At 70.8% G+C, this 16,167-nt stretch carries 9 protein-coding genes; 8 read left to right on the forward strand and 1 reads right to left on the reverse strand.

The window, feature by feature from the left end; translation table 11 throughout:
- The first annotated feature begins 4 nt into the window (after positions 1-4).
- The 8 genes from ACIPN7_RS25575 (at position 5) to ACIPN7_RS25610 (ending at position 14,713) form a co-directional block, all read left to right on the forward strand.
- Entirely contained in the window at positions 5-961 is a 957-nt protein-coding gene (locus ACIPN7_RS25575) for an ABC transporter permease (RefSeq protein ID WP_400549260.1), read from the forward strand.
- Positions 962-1,011: 50 nt separating this feature from the next.
- Positions 1,012-2,067: a substrate-binding domain-containing protein gene (locus ACIPN7_RS25580; RefSeq protein WP_400549218.1), complete on the forward strand. Its 1,056-nt coding sequence runs from the start codon at positions 1,012-1,014 to the stop codon at positions 2,065-2,067.
- A 75-nt stretch (positions 2,068-2,142) separates the two neighbouring features.
- The gene (locus tag ACIPN7_RS25585) at positions 2,143-3,321 is read left to right on the forward strand and encodes a Gfo/Idh/MocA family protein (protein WP_400549221.1); all 1,179 of its coding nucleotides are present in this window, start codon (positions 2,143-2,145) and stop codon (positions 3,319-3,321) included.
- A gap of 126 nt (positions 3,322-3,447) precedes the next feature.
- Positions 3,448-9,087 (forward strand): ThuA domain-containing protein, encoded by a 5,640-nt coding sequence (locus ACIPN7_RS25590; protein WP_400549224.1) that lies wholly within the window; start codon positions 3,448-3,450, stop codon positions 9,085-9,087.
- Positions 9,088-9,205: 118 nt separating this feature from the next.
- Positions 9,206-9,799, forward strand: coding sequence for a hypothetical protein (locus ACIPN7_RS25595; RefSeq protein WP_400549227.1), 594 nt, complete (start codon positions 9,206-9,208; stop codon positions 9,797-9,799).
- A gap of 58 nt (positions 9,800-9,857) precedes the next feature.
- A complete protein-coding gene (locus tag ACIPN7_RS25600) occupies positions 9,858-10,859 on the forward strand; it encodes a sugar phosphate isomerase/epimerase family protein (RefSeq protein ID WP_400549230.1) in 1,002 nt (333 codons plus the stop codon).
- A 168-nt stretch (positions 10,860-11,027) separates the two neighbouring features.
- The gene (locus ACIPN7_RS25605) at positions 11,028-13,691 is read left to right on the forward strand and encodes a PQQ-dependent sugar dehydrogenase (RefSeq protein ID WP_400549233.1); all 2,664 of its coding nucleotides are present in this window, start codon (positions 11,028-11,030) and stop codon (positions 13,689-13,691) included.
- The gene (locus ACIPN7_RS25610) at positions 13,691-14,713 is read left to right on the forward strand and encodes a sugar phosphate isomerase/epimerase family protein (RefSeq protein WP_400549236.1); all 1,023 of its coding nucleotides are present in this window, start codon (positions 13,691-13,693) and stop codon (positions 14,711-14,713) included. The genes ACIPN7_RS25605 and ACIPN7_RS25610 overlap by 1 nt, the downstream gene beginning before the upstream one ends.
- A gap of 74 nt (positions 14,714-14,787) precedes the next feature.
- Here ACIPN7_RS25610 and ACIPN7_RS25615 read toward each other — a convergent pair whose 3' ends face one another.
- Positions 14,788-15,408, reverse strand: a complete 621-nt coding sequence (locus tag ACIPN7_RS25615; protein WP_400549238.1) for a GNAT family N-acetyltransferase — start codon at positions 15,406-15,408, stop codon at positions 14,788-14,790.
- Positions 15,409-16,167 lie beyond the last annotated feature (759 nt).

Consider the following 16,167-nt stretch of genomic DNA (forward strand, 5'->3'; position numbering starts at 1 on the left):
CCTCATGGGTCCGGCCCTGCGTATGGGTGGCCTCGTGCTCGCCCTTGTCCTGCTGATCGTCGTGGGTGTGGCGACCGGCGGTGAGCGGTTCTGGAGCTTCGGCAACTTCACCACCATCCTCAGCCTCGCGGCCGTGATCGGCGTCGTGAGCATCGGCATGACGTTCGTCATCACGTCCGGCGGCATCGACCTCTCGGTCGGCTCCGTGCTCGGCCTGGCGTCGATCTGGGCGTCGACCCTGGCGACCCAGTACGCGGCCGAGGACTACGGCTGGTGGGTCATCGTGGTCACCGCCATGGCCGTCGGCCTGGCCGCGGGCCTCATCAACGGCGCGCTCATCGCGTACGGCAAGGTACCGGCGTTCATCGCGACGCTGGCCATGCTGGCCGCGGCCCGTGGCCTCGCCGAGATCATCGCGGGACGGCGCACGCAGATCGTCGACGTCGACGCGTTCTTCGACGTCTTCCAGGCCAAGCCGCTGGGCCTGCCGGTGATCGTGTGGATCTTCGTCGTGGTCGCCGCCGCCGGCTGGTTCCTGCTGAACCGCACCACGTTCGGCCGCCGCACCGTCGCGGTGGGCGGCAACCCTGAGGCGTCGCGCCTGGCCGGCATCAAGATCAAGCGCCACACCCTGTACCTGTATGGCCTCTCCGGCCTGGCGGCTGGCATCGGCGGCGTGATGATCCTCGCCCGCACCACCGCAGGGTCGTCCACGAACGGATCGCTCTACGAGCTGGACGCCATTGCGGCGGTCGTCGTCGGTGGCACGCTGCTGGTCGGCGGTCGCGGCACCATCACTGGCACCGTGCTGGGCGTGCTGATCTTCGCGACGCTCACCAACGTCTTCGTCATCAACAACATCGACAGCTCGGTCCAGGCGATCGCCAAGGGCGCGATCATCGTGGGCGCCGTACTGCTCCAGCAGTGGTTCGCCTCGCGCGAGCGGGTCTCGACCACCTAGCACCTCCACAACCCAACCCAGAACCTCACCCCGGATCAAGGGAGATCACGATGACCTCATCCACAGCGGTACGCACGCGCCGGGCCTCCGGCGCGCTGGTCGCCGCGGCCTGCGCGGCGCTAGTCGTCGCCGGCTGCACCAGCAACGAGCCCCGCGAGAGCGAGGAGACCGCAACCGGTCCCGTCACGGTGACCGAGAACGACGAGCCCGGCGACGAGGTCGTCATCGGGTTCTCCGCCCCCGCTGCCGACCACGGCTGGATGGGCGCCATCACGAGCGCCGCCCGGGCCGAGGCGGACAAGTACGAGGACGTCGACCTCCAGGTCGCCGAGGGTACGAACGACGTCAACGTGCAGATCAGCCAGATCGAGGGCTTCATCGACCAGGGCGTCGACGCGATCGTGCTCCTGCCGTTCGACGGCGCGGCCCTGACCGACGTGGCCCTGGAGGCCATGGAGGCCGGCATCCCGGTCATCAACGTGGACCGCGAGTTCAGCAGCCCGTTCGCCGCCCGCGCCACGGTGCTCGGCGACAACTACGGCATGGGCGTCAGCGCCGGCACCTACATCTGCGAGCAGCTCGGGGACAACCCGGACGCCGTGGTCGCCGAGATCGCCGGCATCGACTCGCTGCCGCTGACGCAGGACCGCAGCAAGGGCTTCAAGGACGCCCTCGACGACTGCGGGCTCGACGTCGACGCGCGCGTCGCGGCCGAGTTCACCGTCGAGTCCGGCGAGGAGCAGACGGCGAACCTGCTGTCGGCCGAGCCGCAGATCGACGCGATCTGGAACCACGACGACGACCAGGGCATCGGCGTCCTGGCCGCCATCGAGAACGCGGGCCGTGACGAGTTCTTCCTGGTCGGCGGTGCGGGCTCCAGCAACATGATGGAGGAGATCCAGGACCCGGAGAGCGTCGTCAAGGCGACCGTCATCTACCCGTCCACCCAGGCCGCCGACGGCGTCAAGTTCGCTCGCCTGATCGCCCAGAACAAGACGGTCAGCGACCTCGCCTCGATCGGCGTCCCGCGCACCGTGCAGCTCTACGCGCCCGTCGTCACGGCGGACAACGTCGAGGAGTACCTGCCCATCGGCTTCGACTCCTGACGCTGTGACGCATCGGGACGACGCCCGCTCGGGCGTGCCACAAGGCGGGGAGACCACAGTGGGGGGAGGCGCGGTATGAGTACGGGAACGAGCGAGCTCGGCGTCGGCATGGTCGGCTACGCGTTCATGGGTGCGGCGCACTCGCAGGCCTGGCGCACGGCGCCGCGGTTCTTCGACCTGCCCCTCGTGCCGCGCATGCGCGCGGTCGCGGGGCGGGACGAGGCCGCGGTCCGGGCGGCGGCGGACCGGCTGGGCTGGGACGACGCCGTCACGGGGTGGCAGGACCTGCTGACCCGGGACGACGTCGGGCTGGTCGACGTCTGCACGCCCGGCGACACGCACGCGGAGATCGCGGTCGCCGCCCTGGAGGCGGGCAAGCACGTCCTGTGCGAGAAGCCGCTGGCGAACAGCGTGGCCGAGGCGGAGGCGATGACCGCCGCCGCCGAGGCCGCGGCGGAGCGCGGCGTGCGCGCGATGGTGGGGTTCACCTACCGTCGTGTGCCCGCCGTGGCGCTGGCCCGGCAGCTCGTCCAGGAGGGCCGGATCGGCCAGGTGCGGCACGTGCGCGCGCAGTACCTCCAGGACTGGCTGGCCGACCCGCAGGCGCCGATGTCCTGGCGCCTGGACAAGCAGAAGGCGGGCTCGGGCGCCCTGGGCGACATCGGCGCCCACGTGGTGGACCTGGCGCAGCACGTCACGGGCGAGTCGCTCACCGGGGTGAGCGGCCTGCTCGAGACGTTCGTCCACGAGCGTCCGGAGGCGGTGTCGTCGTCCGGCCTGTCCGGGGTGGCTGACGCCGGCCGCACCGGGCAGGTCACGGTGGACGACGCCGCGGTGTTCCTCGGGCGGCTGTCGGGCGGCGGTCTGGCGACCTTCGAGGCGACGCGCTTCGCCTGGGGCCGCAAGAACGCGATCCGGCTGGAGGTCAACGGGTCGAAGGGCTCCCTGGCCTTCGACTTCGAGGACATGAACCTGCTGCACTACTACGACGCGACGGACGAGTCGGCGATCGCGGGCTTCCGCCGCATCGTCGTCACGGAGCCGGAGCACCCGTATGTCGCGGCCTGGTGGCCGCCGGGGCACGGGCTGGGCTACGAGCACGCGTTCACGCACCAGGTGGTGGACCTGATGGGTGACCTGGCCGCCGAGCGCCAGCCGACGCCGTCGTTCGCCGACGGACTGCGCGTCCAGCGGGTGCTGGACGCCGTCGAGCGCAGCGCCGCCGGCGGAGGGGGGTGGGTCCCGCTGGTCTGACCGGTGGGATCGGACGGGCGCCGCGGACCGGCTCGAGCGGGGGGCTCGGGCCGGTCCCTCGCCAGGCCCGTGCACGAGCAGTACCGCAACGCACTAGTACTGACCCGACTCAATGAGGAGCTCCAGGTGAGAAACGTGCTAAGAACCCGCCGCGTACTGCGGTCGGTGGTCGCGGCGGCAGCCGTGACCGCGCTCGGCGTCCCCGCCATGGTGGCCGCCGCCGCGCCCTCGGTCGCGTCCCCGGGCGTGCCGGCCGAGGCCGCCGCCGGGACGTCGGCCGCCGTGACGGCGGCCGACGAGGCCGCGGCAGAACCCTTCGACGCCCTGGTGTTCTCCAGGACGGCCGGCTTCCGGCACGGCTCCATCCCCGCGGGGATCGAGGCGATCACCCAGCTCGGTGCGGCGAACGACTTCACGGTCACCGCCACCGAGGACGCGAGCGTCTTCTCCGATGAAGGGCTGGCCGACTACGAGGTGGTCGTCTTCCTGTCCACCACCGGCGACGTCCTGGACGAGCAGCAGCAGGCCGCCTTCGAGCGCTACATCCAGGGCGGTGGCGGCTACGCCGGCATCCACGCGGCGTCCGACACGGAGTACGACTGGCCGTGGTACGGCGAGCTGGTGGGGGCCTATTTCAACTCCCACCCGGCCAACCAGGACGCCACCGTCAAGGTCGAGGACCACGCCCACGCCTCGACGGCCCACCTGCCGCAGCGCTGGGAGCGCCACGACGAGTGGTACAACTACCGCACGAACCCGCGCGACGAGGTGCACGTCCTCGCCTCCCTCGACGAGACCACGTACGACGCCGGGACGGGTGCGATGGGGGCCGAGCACCCGATCGCCTGGTGCCAGGCCTACGACGGGGGCCGGTCCTGGTACACCGGCGGCGGGCACACCGACGCCTCGTACACCGAGCCGGAGTTCGTCGAGCACCTGCTGGGCGGGTTGCAGACCGCGGCCGGGGTCGTCGACTCCGACTGCGCCGCGACCCAGAGCGGCAGCTACGAGATGGTGCCCCTCGACGAGGACACCGCCAACCCGATGATGCTGGACGTGGCCCCTGACGGCACCGTCTTCTACGTCGAGCGCGACGGCCGCGTCCGGGTGATCGACCCCGAGTCGAACACGACGAGCACCGCGGTGACGCTGGACGTCACCCAGTCCAACGAGGACGGGCTGACCGGTGTCGTGCTCGACCCCGACTTCGCGGCCAACGGGTGGGTCTACCTGTTCTGGTCCCCGGAGGACGTCGGCGATGACGGACCGCACAACCGGGTCTCGCGCTTCGACTACGACGCGGCCTCCGGCACGATCGACGTGGCCACCGAGGAGACCGTGCTGATCATCCCGACGCAGCGCCAGACGTGCTGCCACGCGGGCGGTGACATGGTCTTCGACGGTGCCGGCAACCTGTACGTGGCCACCGGCGACAACACGAACCCGTTCGAGTCACAGGGGTACGCACCGCTCGACGAGCGGGCGGGGCGGGCGAACTACGACTCGCAGCGTACGTCGGCCAACAGCAACGACCTGCGCGGCAAGGTCCTGCGGATCACCCCGCAGGACGACGGTTCGTACACGATCCCCGACGGCAACATGTTCGCGCCGGGCACGGCGGACACGCTGCCCGAGATCTACGCGATGGGCTTCCGCAACCCGTTCCGGATCGGCGTCGACCCGGCGACCGACAACGTGCTCGTGGCCGACTACGGCCCCGACGCCGGAGCGGCGAGCCCGGACCGCGGCCCGGCCGGAACCGTCGAGTGGAATGTCGTGAGCGAGCCGGGGTTCTACGGCTGGCCGTACTGCACGGGCGCCAACAACGCCTACCGCGCCTACGACTTCGCCACGGGCCAGTCGGGCGCGGCGTACGACTGCGCCGGCGGCGCCGTGAACGACTCGCCGAACAACACCGGCATCACCCAGCTGCCGCCCGCCGTGGAGGCCGAGGTCTGGTACGGCTACGGGACCAACCCGCTCTTCCCGGAGATCGGGGGCGGTGGTGCGCCGATGGGCGGCCCGGTCTACACCTACGACCCGGAGCTGGACTCCGACACCAAGTGGCCGGCCTACTGGGACGGCAAGGCGCTGTTCGGCGAGTGGAACCAGGGCCGGATGTACTCCTTCCAGCTCGCGGGGGAACAGCGGGACGACCTCGTGGACATCAACCGGGCCCTGCCGGGGATCTTCGACCCGAGCGCAGGGTTCGACCGGCCGATGGACTTCGACTTCGGCCCCGACGGTGCGCTGTACGTCGTGGACTGGGGTTCCGGTTTCGGCGGCAACAACGACACCTCGGGTGTGTACCGGGTCGACTACGTGGAGGGCGATCCGGCACCCATAGCCCGGGCGACCGCCGACGTGACAGACGGCCTGGCACCGCTGACCGTGCAGTTCTCCTCGGAGGGCACCCGGCACCCCGCCGGGGAGCCGCTCACCCTGCAGTGGACCTTCGGCGACGGCTCGGCGCCGAGCACCGAGGCCAACCCGACCCACACCTACACCGAGAACGGCCGCTACACCGCCCAGCTGGTCGCCACCGACCCGGCCGGGCAGACCGGCGTGGCGAACGTGACGATCGTGGTGGGCAACATCGCTCCCGAGGTGTCGATCACGTTCCCGGAGAACGGCGGGTTCTTCGAGTGGGGCGACCAGGTGCGCTACGAGATCGAGGTCGACGATCCCGACGGCGAGGTGAGCTGTGACGACGTCACGCTGTTCACCTCGCTCGGCCACGACTCCCACGCGCACCCGTTCGAGGAGCTGACCGGCTGCTCGGGTGTCATCCAGACCGCCCGGGACGAGGGGCATGGCATCGAGTCGAACATCTTCTGGGTGATCGAGGGCTTCTACACGGACGACGGAGGCGCCGCCGGCGCACCCCTGACGGCGACAGACCTGCAGGTGCTGCAGCCCAAGCTGGTCCAGTCGGAGTTCTTCACCGGCACGGGCCGCGTGGACGGTATCGGCGACGGCGCGGGCGACCCCGGTGTCCAGATCGAGCAGACGGGCGACTCCGCCGGTGGCGGCCAGAACATCGGCTTCATCGAGCCCGGTGACTACTGGGCGCACGAGCCGGTGAGCCTGGCCCAGGTCGACTCGATCTCGCTGCGCGCCGCCTCGGCGGGTGGCGGTGGCGAGGTGTCGCTGCGCTGGAACGCCCCGGACGGTCCGGAGATCGGCCGGATCACGGTGCCCGGCACCGGCGACTGGCAGCAGTACGTCGACGTCGGGACCGAGCTGCACGACGTGCCCTCGGGCTCGGGCTCGCTGCACTTCGTCCTGCTGTCGGGAGGCATCAACGCCAACTGGATGGAGATCGACGGCCGCGGTGTCACCGACAACCAGCGGCCGGAGGTCGAGCTGACGGTGGACCCGGTCGCGGGCGACGCACCGCTCACCGTGACCGCGTCCGCGACGGCCACGGACCCCGACGGGACCGGAGACCTGACCTACGCCTGGGACGCCGGTCTCGGCGACGGGTTCGTCGACGGGACGTCGTCGTTCGAGCACACCTACGAGGAGCCGGGGACCTACCGGCTCCAGGTGCGCGTCACCGACGAGGGTGGCGCCTACGCCGTCGAGTACGTCATGGTGGAGGTCACCGGGATCGTCCCGGAGCCCGAGCTGTGCCTCTCGGGGCGGTCGGACGACTTCCTCGGTGACGAGCTCGACCCGGGCCGCTGGACCGTGCTGGACCGCAACCAGGACCTGCGGGTCGCCGACGGGACGCTCACCGTCCCGGCGACCGTCACGGACTTCTACGGGACGGGCAACACCACCGTGCCGAACCTCGTGCTGCAGGACCTGCCGGACGGCCCCTTCACCGCCACGGCCAAGGTCACGATCCCTGCCTACGCGCAGTACCAGCAGGCCGGACTGCTGATCTACGGCGACGCGGACAACTACGCCAAGATGGTGATCGAGGGGCGTTCGGCGCCTGCCGACCCGGCCACGCGCATCTTCCAGTACATCCGTGAGGAGGCCGGCGTGCCGAACGAGGTCGGGGACTCCAACACCGCCGCCCTCGGGCAGGCGTACCCGGACACGGTGTACGTGCGCCTGTCCAGCAGCGACGGCGAGGACCTGACGGCGGCGTACTCGGACGACGGGGTGGACTACACGGCCATGCCGCAGACCAAGTCGCTGTCGGGCATCGAGGACCCGCAGATCGGGCTCTTCGCGCTCGCCGGCAGCGGTTCGGCGGCCGCGGTCGTGGACGCGCGGTTCGACTGGTTCCACATCACCCCGGACGACACGGCCGAGGCCCCCGGCCCGGGGGACGAGTTCGACGGGGACGCGCTCGACGCCTGCCGCTGGGACGTCGTCCGCGACGACCCGACGGGATACCGGGTGAGCGGTGGCGCGCTCGAGATCGACACGACCGCCACGGACATCTACACCGGCTCCAACACCGGCACGCCGAACATCGTCGTGCAGGACCTGCCGGAGGATGACTGGACGGTCGAGACGCTGGTGGACGGTTCGGACTTCGACCAGCAGTACCAGCAGGGCGGGCTCATCGTCTACGGCGACGACGACAACTACGTCAAGCTCGACCTCGTGACCGACAACGCGGTGGGCAGCCCCGTCGCGCAGCGCCTCGAGCTGCGCAGCGAGGTCGACGCGGTGGTGCAGGAACCGCAGCCGAACGTGAACGGCCTCACCTCGGGCACGTGGCACCTGCGGCTCTCGAAGGAAGGTTCGACCTTCACCGGCGCCTACAGCGCCGACGGTGAGGACTGGACCGCGTTCGACGCGTCCGTGACCCACGACGGGCTGCAGGACGCCCGGGTGGGCCTGTACGCGCTCGGTGCCGCCCAGCAGTCGGTCGCCACGGCGTCGTTCGACCACTTCCGGGTGGTCGGCGCCGCCGAGCCGCTCGCGGTGAGCGGCACGGTGTCGCCGGCTGAGCCGGACGGCCCGGACGGGCAGTGGCTCGGGCCGGTCACGGTCACCGTGGAGGCCACGGGCGGTCCGGCCGGCGCCACGGTGTACCGGGAGGTCAACGTCGACGACGGCGGCTGGACCGAGTACACGGCACCGGTGGAGATCTCGGCGTCCGGCGCCCATACCGTCCAGGTGCGGGCGTCGGCGGACGGCGAGACGGTCGTCGGCGAGACCCTCGAGTTCACGATCGCGCAGCCCGCGGTCAGCGAGGCGACGCCGGCGGTCGAGATCGTCCAGCCGACCTGCCACTACGACCGCTCGGGAGCCGAGGTCGTCACCGGCGGCGCAGTGGTCACCGCCGAGGTGGAGGGCGTGCGGTCCTACGTCGTGCGGGAGTGGGTCGACGGCGCGGCCGGTGACGTCGTGACCGACCTGGACGACCTGGCTCCCGGGAGGTACCGGGTCGCGGCCCGGCCTGCCGACGGGTACGTCCTCGTCGCCGACGGAGACTGGCAGGTCCGCGACAACGGGCTCGCCGTGCTCTTCGTGACGCTCGAGGAGCCCGAGTGCCCGGACCCGAACACGCCGGACGTCGTGGTGAAGGCTGCGACGTGCGACACCGGCGGGTCGATCGATCCGGTCGTCCTCCCCGGGGTGCGCAGCTACGTCGTGCACAACTGGGTCGACGGCGCGGCCGACGGCAAGCCACGTGACCTGGGGAACCTCGCCCCGGGTGACTACCGCGTGATCGCCACGCCGGAACCTCGCACGAAGCTGACGGTGGCGGGGGACTGGCAGCTCAGCCCCTCCGGCAAGGCGTTCGTCATCGTGACCGTCGCGGACGGGTGCGCGACGGACCAGGGGGCCGTGTGAGGCCTCGACGGCACGGCCGGTGACCACCGGCCAACACCCTCGGCACGGGAGGGAGTCGCTCCTGTCCCGTGCCGGGGGTCCTCCCGGGCCGGCGGCCCCTGAATCGAGAGGGACGGACATGCAGAGGTTCACGCGCCTCGGTGCGGCGCTGGCGCTGGGGCTCGGGCTCGCCGTCGGGCCTCTCGCCGCGGCGCCGGCGTCGGCGCACGGCGGGAAGATCGACATCGAGCTCGGCACGGACGGCGCCGGCGGTATCTCCGCCGCGCTGGTCTGGGCCGGCGACCAGCACCCCGTCGAGGAATCGGCCGTGGTGGAGGTCCGGGCGGTCTCCGACGCCGGCGACGAGGTGGGCCCGATCACCCTGGTCTCGGCGTCCGAGGGCGTCGGCTGGTACCGCTCGGAACCCGCGGTGCTCGACGAGGGGCACTGGACGGTGACCGCGCGGGTCAAGGAACCGGCCAAGGCGAAGGTCGAGACCGAGATCGACGTCGCGCCGCCAGCCGCGCCGCCGTCCGCACCCGCGCCGTCCGAGTCGTCCGGCCCCGTGGCGGCGGAGATCACCGCCGAGGCCGCCGGCGAAGGCGCTGCGTCGGCCGGCGACGGGTCACCGTCGTCGGGTGGCCTGCCGGGCTGGTCCGGCTGGGTGCTGGGGGCGCTGGTCGCCGCCGCAGGGGTGGCGGTCGTCGTCGTGCTGCGCAGGCGGGCGACGTGACCGAGGACCGAGGGTACGACCGGCGATGCCGGATCGTCACGCACAGGAGGAAAGAAAGATGACACGACCGATCACCCTGTTCACCGGCCAGTGGGCCGATCTGCCGCTCGAGGAGGTGGCCCGCCTCGCCTCCGAGTGGGGCTACGACGGACTGGAGCTCGCCTGCTGGGGCGACCACCTGGACCCGTGGCGCTGGGACGACGACGAGTACGTCGCCGGACGCCTTGAACTGCTGGAGCGGCACGGCCTCAAGGTGTGGGCGATCTCCAACCACCTCAAGGGCCAGGCCGTCTGCGACGACCCGATCGACCAGCGCCACCGCGACATCGTCTCCGACCGCGTCTGGGGTGACGGCGACCCCGAGGGCGTGCGGCAGCGCGCCGCCGAGGAGATGAAGAACACCGCGCGGCTGGCCGCGAAGCTCGGCGTCAAGACCGTGATCGGGTTCACCGGCTCCGCGATCTGGAAGTACGTGGCGATGTTCCCGCCGGTCTCCGACGCCGCGATCGAGGCCGGCTACCAGGACTTCGCCGACCGCTGGAACCCCATCCTCGACGTGTTCGACGAGGTGGGGGTCAAGTTCGCCCACGAGGTGCACCCCAGCGAGATCGCATACGACTACTGGACCACCGTCCGCACGCTCGAGGCGATCGGCCACCGCGAGGCGTTCGGCCTCAACTGGGACCCCAGCCACATGGTGTGGCAGGACCTGGACCCGGTCAGCTTCCTCTGGGACTTCAAGGACCGGATCTACCACGTGGACTGCAAGGACACGAAGAAGCGCATGACGAACGGCCGCAACGGCCGCCTGTCGTCGCACCTCCCGTGGGCCGACCCGCGCCGCGGCTGGGACTTCGTCTCCACCGGGCACGGTGACGTCCCCTGGGAGGACGCGTTCCGGATGCTCAACACCATCGGCTACGACGGCCCGATCTCCGTGGAGTGGGAGGACGCCGGCATGGACCGCCTCGTCGGCGCCCCCGAGGCGCTCCAGTTCGTGCGCTCGCGCGCTTACGACGCGCCCGACGCGGCGTTCGACGCCGCGTTCTCGACGCGTTGACGTCTCTCGACCCGCTGACAGGGAGGTAGGACCAGGAACGACAGGCACCACCCGGCGTCGCCGTACGGCGTCGGACGAGGAAAGACGAAGAGGACCGGGCCCCGGACGAATGGGATGCGCACGAGGCCCGGCCGGCGTGACCAACTCGACGAGGAGCTGCATCACGAGATGAAGACTATCGAGACGCGCGATCACGCGCGCCAGCAGAGAACGCTCGCGGCGCTCGCGGCGGCGGCACTGGTCGGGACGGCGCTCGTGGCCATGCCGACGGCGTCCGCCCACCCCGGGCACGACGGGCATGACGGCGCGGCCGCCGCGGCGGCCGACACCGACTGGGGCAACTACGAGAAGATCCTGCTCACCAAGGACGTCGGCGAGCCCATCGACATGGCGGTCCTGCCCGACCAGCGGGTGCTCCACACGGCCCGCAACGGCGACGTCCGGCTGACCGACCCGGCCACGGGCGTCACGCGCGTCGTCAACACCCTGGACGTGTACGCCAACTCGGAGGACGGCCTGCAGGGCATCGCCCTGGCGCCCGACTTCGAGGAGAGCAACCAGGTCTACCTCGTGTACGCGCCGCGGGACGCGGACGGCGACGGCGCGGCGGACACGCCCGCGGGCAACGCGCCCAACACGCTGCCGGCGGGCGAGGACGAGAGCTACTGGGACCAGTGGCTGGGTGTGAACCGCCTGGCCAGGTACACGTGGACGGGCGACGCGCTCGATCTCGGCTCGGAGCAGGCGATCCTCGACATCGAGGTGCAGCGCGGCCAGTGCTGCCACGTCGGCGCCGACATCGACTTCGACGGCGAGGGCAACCTCTACCTGTCGACCGGCGACAACACCCCAGCCGGCACGCCGGGCGCCAACGGCTACGCCCCGAACAACGACGCCCCGAACATGAACCCGGGCTTCGACTCGCGGCGCGGGGCGGGCAACACGAACGACCTGCGGGGCAAGATCCTGCGGATCGACGTGAAGGACGAGATCCCGGCCGGCGCGCCGCCGGGCGAGGGCAGCACCTACGACGTCCCCGCGGGCAACCTGTTCGCCCCCGGCACGGAGAACACCCGTCCGGAGATCTTCGTGATGGGCGTGCGCAACCCGTTCCGCATCGAGGTGGACCCGGAGACCAACTCCCTGACCTGGGGTGACTACGGGCCCGACGCCGCTGCGGCGAACGCGGACCGCGGCCCGATGGGCTACGTGGAGTGGAACGCCGTGGGGCTCGACGACCCGCACAACGCCGGCTGGCCGTACTGCCACGGTCCGAACGCGGCCTACAACGAGTGGAACTTCGAGACCGCCACACCCCGCGAGTTCTTCGACTGCGCGGCGCTGCAGAACAACTCCCGCTGGAACACGGGCCTGACCGACCTGCCTCCGGCACGGGCGGCGACCCTCTACTACGGGGACCAGCCGGGGCAGCAGCCGCGCGACGAGCTCGTGAGCTTCGGCTCGGGCAGCGGCCAGGCGCCGATGGGCGGCCCGGTCTACCACTACGACCCTGACAGCACGGCTCCGGGGAAGTTCCCCGAGGTCTGGGACGGCAAGGCGTTCTTCGGCGAGTTCTCGCAGGACTACTACGCGGCGCTGACCGTCGACTGGTCCACGTTCGAGGTGGGCGAGATCGAGGACTTCTTCCCCAACTCGGCGCTGACGGCCGCGGGCATGCCGATCAACGACAACCCGATCGACCTCGAGTTCGGCCCGGACGGCTCCCTGTACGTCCTGGAGTACGGCGACGGGTTCTTCCGGCAGAACCCGGACTCCGGGCTCTACCGCATCGATCACGCCGAGGGGAACAAGGCACCGCAGGCGCAGTTCACGGCCACGCCGGAGTCGTCCCCGTCCGCCCCGGTGGAGGTCGCGTTCGACGCGTCGGGCTCCAGCGACCCGGACGGCGACGCGCTCACCTACGAGTGGGACGTCGACGGTGACGGCACCTTCGACCTGACCGGCCCCGAGGTCACGCACACCTACACGGAGCTCGGCGTCTACACCGCGCGCCTGCGGGTCACCGACGGGAGCGGCAAGCGCACGCTCACCTCGACGTCGATCAGCGTCGGCAACGAGGCGCCCGAGATCACCGTCGACTTCCCGGCCGACGGCGGTTTCTTCGACTGGGGCGACGAGGTCGCCTTCCAGGTGACCACGAACGATGCCGAGGACGGCACCGAGACCGTCTGCGAGCGGGTCGCCTGGTCGTACGGCCTCGGCCACGACGAGCACGCGCACCCCGAGGTGTCGGGCACCGGTTGTACCGGCGTCTTCCCGACCGACCCCAACTCCCCGGAGCACGGCGCCGGCGCGCACCTGTACGGCGCCGTCGTCATCAAGTACACCGACAATGGGGCCAACGGCCTGCCGCCCGCCGCCGGCGAGGCGACGCTGCGCCTGAACCCCAAGCTGCAGCAGGCGGAGCACGCGACGCTCACGGGCGTCGAGGTCGTCCAGGACGAGGCGGCCTCGGCCGGCGCGTACGTGGCCGGCCTGGGCAAGAAGGACTCGCTCGCCCTGGAACGGGTGAGCCTGTCCGGGATCGACAGCGCGACCGCGACGGTGCGCGGGAAGGGGCAGCTCCAGCTCCGCTGGGGCTCGCCCACGGCCAAGCCGTTCGCGACCGCGAAGGTGAACGCGCGCACGTGGACGGACGTCGACCTGTCGTTCCGCTACCGCGACCAGACAGGGACGCTCTACGTCACGGCGACGGGCACCCTCGACGTGGACGCACTGACGATGGTCGGCGAGGGCGTCGGGACGCCCCCGGCGGCCGCACAGAACTCGACCGGCCCGTCCGGGGCCGCTCGGACCGAAGGAGAGCAGTGATGGAATCACGCACTGACGTCAACCGCAGGAACTTTCTGAGGCTGGCCGGCGGCACCGTGGCCGTGGGTGCGGCGACGCTGGCCGGTGCCGGTCTCGCGGGCAGCGCCGCCGCGGCGACGCTCGCCCCGGCGACGGCGGCGACCGGGGCAGCGGCCGCCGGCCGGGGCGGGGGCCGCGTGCTCGTGCCCGCCGGCCACATCGGCATCCAGCTGTACTCGATCAGGGACAAGGTCTCCTCGCTCGGCTTCCGCACCGTGTTCGAGCGGCTCGCCGACATGGGCTACGCCGAGGTCGAGTTCGCCGGCTACACGCAGGGCCAGGTCGGGGCGATCACGCCCCAGGAGATCCGGGAGCTGCTCGACGACAACGGTCTGAAGGCCGTGGGCTCCCACCGCGGGATCTCGGACTTCGCCAACAACATGGAGCTGGAGCTCGACATCGCCGAGACCCTCGGCATGGAGCACGTCGGCACCGCGCAGGCGCCCACCAGCAACCGCACGGTCGCCGGCTACCTCGCCGCCGCCGAGCAGTTCAACGGCTTCGGCGCGGCGGCGTCCGCCCGCGGCCTGAAGTTCTACCAGCACAACCACGACGGGGAGTTCGGCTTCGCCACCGACAACCCCGACGTGCGGCTCTACGACGTCTTCTACGACAACACCGACCCGAGGAAGGTCTTCCTCGAGATGGACGTCTACTGGGCGTTCGTGGGGCAGCACCGCTACCCGGGCTTCGAGCCGGTGGACTACGTCAAGCGCAACCCGCACCGCTACCCGCTCCTGCACCTGAAGGACGGCGACGCGAACCCGGCCAACACCGGTGGCTACGACATCGTGGAGTTCGGGGCCGGCGACCTGCCGTACACCGAGTTCCTGTCGGCGCTCGCGGGCTCGGGCCGGCGGCACGGCATCTGGGAGCAGGACAACGCCGCCACGGTGGCCGCACCCGGCTTCCCGGTCGACTCGTTCGGCAACGCCGAGCGGTCGTACGTCGAGATCCGCTCGCTGCGCGCCGAGCGCTGCTGATCCGGCGCTCGCAGCAGGGTGAGTGAGGTGTGGCCGACGCCGGAGGGCGCCGGCCACACCTTTCTGCTGCCGGGTTACGCGTGGGTGCGCAGCAGCACGAGGTCGTCGTGGTCCAGGTCGCCCACCCGTTTGGTGCGCCGTCCGACCACCTCGAAGCCGCTCTTGCGGTAGAAGGCCTGGGCACGCTCGTTGCGCGCATTGGTGCCGAGCCAGAACGGCAGGCCCGGGCCGAGCTCGGCCGCGGCCTCGACGGCGCCTCGCATCAGCGCGCCGGCCACCCCGCCGCCCAGCACGTCGGGGTGCACGTAGATCTTGGACAGCTCGACGTACGGCGCCTCGCGCCCGGTCGCGGTGCGGACGGCGTCGGCCTCTGCCGTGCCGTCGGGGGTGCCGAGCACGAGGAGCGCGTAGCCGAGGAGGCGCGTGCCGTCGTCGTGGACGAGCAGCGCGTGCCGGTCGCTGTCGGCCCAACCGCGGAAGTGCCCGGGGGTCAGCTTGTGCGCGATGTGGGTGGCCATGTCGGACGGCGGTGTGCCCGGCGGGCAGGCCAGCGGAAAGGTGAGGGCGGCGAGCCACGCGGTCTCGGCCGCGTCGTCGACGCCCGCCCGGCGGACGGCGCCGGGGAGCGCGTCCGGTGCGGTGCGGCGTGCGGTCTGGTGCCCGGCGGACGACGCCGGTGAGTGCTCAGGTGTCACGACCCGAACGTAGTACGCGGCTTCGCGTGGGGGCTCGACCTGCGGTCGCGGGCCGGACGTGCGCCTCGACGTGCGGACACGGCACGGCGAGCGGAAAATGATCGTGCGGGACCGGGCAACGGATTGCCGTCGAGGTGCGCGTGCCGGGGGCGTCGGCCTCAGTTACGTGGCCCCGGTCACAAGCGTTGTCCGTTGTTGGCTCATGGGCTGTTCAAATGCATGCTGACCTGCGGAAACATGGTGTGCCGCAGGCCACTGCGGCCGAGTTGGCGTGTACGCGGGATCGTGTGTAATGTTCTCCAGGTCAGCCCGACGGGCAGACGGACACCGGGTAGGAAACGAACCGAGTGGCCGCGCCGGGGCTGAAACCCACATCGCAGGATCGAGGAACTTTGTGTTCCCCGGAATCGATGGGGTCGCCATATTCGGCAGGCAGGTTGCAATTCCTTCCGGTTTTCAGAAACTGAAGCGAATTTGATCGGCCGAAAGAATCTGGTAAGGTTAAGGAACTGCCCCGGACAGGGAAGCGAACGAAAAGATCGCAACTCTGACGGTGTGCGTCGGTTGTTTGAGAACTCAACAGTGTGCTTGATAGTCAATGCCAATTATTTGACTCTCACGCTTCAGGTCGCATCGCCAGCATGGTGGTGTGGACGGGATCGATGGGGTCTTTTTTGGATCGGATCAATTAACCAGTTTGGTTTTGGTCTGGCCAGTATCATTGTTCGCACCTGCTTCTGGTGGGTGTGGATGTTTCTC

It is taken from the genome of Promicromonospora sp. NPDC090134, assembly GCF_044746965.1.
Taxonomy (GTDB): domain Bacteria; phylum Actinomycetota; class Actinomycetes; order Actinomycetales; family Cellulomonadaceae; genus Promicromonospora.

Coding starts and splice junctions, on each gene's coding strand:
- ACIPN7_RS25575 (WP_400549260.1), top strand. CDS start 5: ATGGGTCCGGCCCTGCGTATGGGTGGCCTCGTGCTCGCCCTTGTCCTG.
- ACIPN7_RS25600 (WP_400549230.1), top strand. CDS start 9,858: ATGACACGACCGATCACCCTGTTCACCGGCCAGTGGGCCGATCTGCCG.
- ACIPN7_RS25595 (WP_400549227.1), top strand. CDS start 9,206: ATGCAGAGGTTCACGCGCCTCGGTGCGGCGCTGGCGCTGGGGCTCGGG.
- ACIPN7_RS25580 (WP_400549218.1), top strand. CDS start 1,012: ATGACCTCATCCACAGCGGTACGCACGCGCCGGGCCTCCGGCGCGCTG.
- ACIPN7_RS25610 (WP_400549236.1), top strand. CDS start 13,691: ATGGAATCACGCACTGACGTCAACCGCAGGAACTTTCTGAGGCTGGCC.
- ACIPN7_RS25605 (WP_400549233.1), top strand. CDS start 11,028: ATGAAGACTATCGAGACGCGCGATCACGCGCGCCAGCAGAGAACGCTC.
- ACIPN7_RS25585 (WP_400549221.1), top strand. CDS start 2,143: ATGAGTACGGGAACGAGCGAGCTCGGCGTCGGCATGGTCGGCTACGCG.